This window comes from Dyadobacter bucti, assembly GCF_005869225.1.
Classification (GTDB): domain Bacteria; phylum Bacteroidota; class Bacteroidia; order Cytophagales; family Spirosomataceae; genus Dyadobacter; species Dyadobacter bucti.
In genome coordinates this window covers 1-1,088 of sequence record NZ_SWFP01000039.1, presented here as the reverse complement: position 1 = coordinate 1,088, position 1,088 = coordinate 1, and the positions used below count along the sequence as shown (strand labels likewise).

At 36.9% G+C, this 1,088-nt stretch carries 1 protein-coding gene; it reads left to right on the top strand.

Annotated features, from left to right (window positions below; translation table 11 throughout):
- Positions 1–183: 183 nt before the first annotated feature.
- Positions 184–765 carry a Crp/Fnr family transcriptional regulator gene (locus tag FBF61_RS34405; protein WP_138485521.1) on the top strand — a complete coding sequence of 194 codons (582 nt, stop codon included), beginning with the start codon at positions 184–186 and terminating at the stop codon, positions 763–765.
- Positions 766–1,088 lie beyond the last annotated feature (323 nt).

Here is a 1,088-nt window from a genome sequence, read left to right as displayed (position 1 = left end):
CATTCTTCTTTAAACTATCTGAATCCTGCTGCCTTCGAGGCAGAATACTATCGGCAAACTGGGTGAGAATTGAGAAGTTAAATATTTACTAACCCGCAAAAGTGTAAACCAAAACGGAACCACGTCACGTATATTTATAAGGTTGGGTGCAAGTGTGAAAGATGACAGTAACAACATAAAACAATGCGAGATTTATTATTTGAGTTTATATCAAAATACATTTCGCTGACAGAAGATGAAAAGCAGGCAATCGTTTCATTAGCCATATTTCACTCAGTAAAAAAAGGGACAATTTTACTCAAAGAAGGACAAAAGTCTAATGATGGGTACTTTGTTCTTAAAGGTTGTATCCGGACATATTATATCATAGACGGAGAAGAAAAAACAACCGCTTTCTACACAGAAATGGAAGCCTTGACACCGCCTTGTGTTATCAATAAAGCCCCTTCCGAATACTGCATATCTTGTGTGGAAGATACAATTCTGATCGTTTCAAACCCTGATATGGAAACGGAAATGTTTAGTAAGTTTCCGAAGTTTGAAACCCTCTGCAGAATATTGGCAGAAGAAGTTTTGGCTAAACAACAAATTAATTTTGATGAGTTTAAGACCTCTTCGCCCGAACAACGATATTCGAATCTAATAAAAAAAAGACCAGACCTGATTCAACGTGTTCCGCAACACCAGTTAGCCAGTTATCTTGGTATAAAACCACAATCATTAAGCAGGTTAAGGGCAAGGATTTTGGAGAAAAATAAGAGTTAAGAGGCATTTCTTAACTTAAGTGAACGTATTTAAGCTACCCACCAATCTAATTTTGCAGTATCGTTCAACATTAAAAGAAAAGATATGCAAAAGAAAATTTTATGGTCCGCCTTGATTTTAATGATGGCAAGCACGCTACAGGTTAATGCTCAATATGCCAAACAAGACAGTACTTTTAAAAGATATTTTATAGGCAGTTGAGGTGGTTCCGAAAAGCGGCACACATTTTTGCACAACATGATGCAAAATGAAAGACCAAAAATCTGTAAAAAGTCGTCGGAGCTACGACGCTGAGTTCAAGGAAGAAATGATCAGAATGCTCG

Coding starts and splice junctions, on each gene's coding strand:
- FBF61_RS34405 (WP_138485521.1), top strand. CDS start 184: ATGCGAGATTTATTATTTGAGTTTATATCAAAATACATTTCGCTGACA.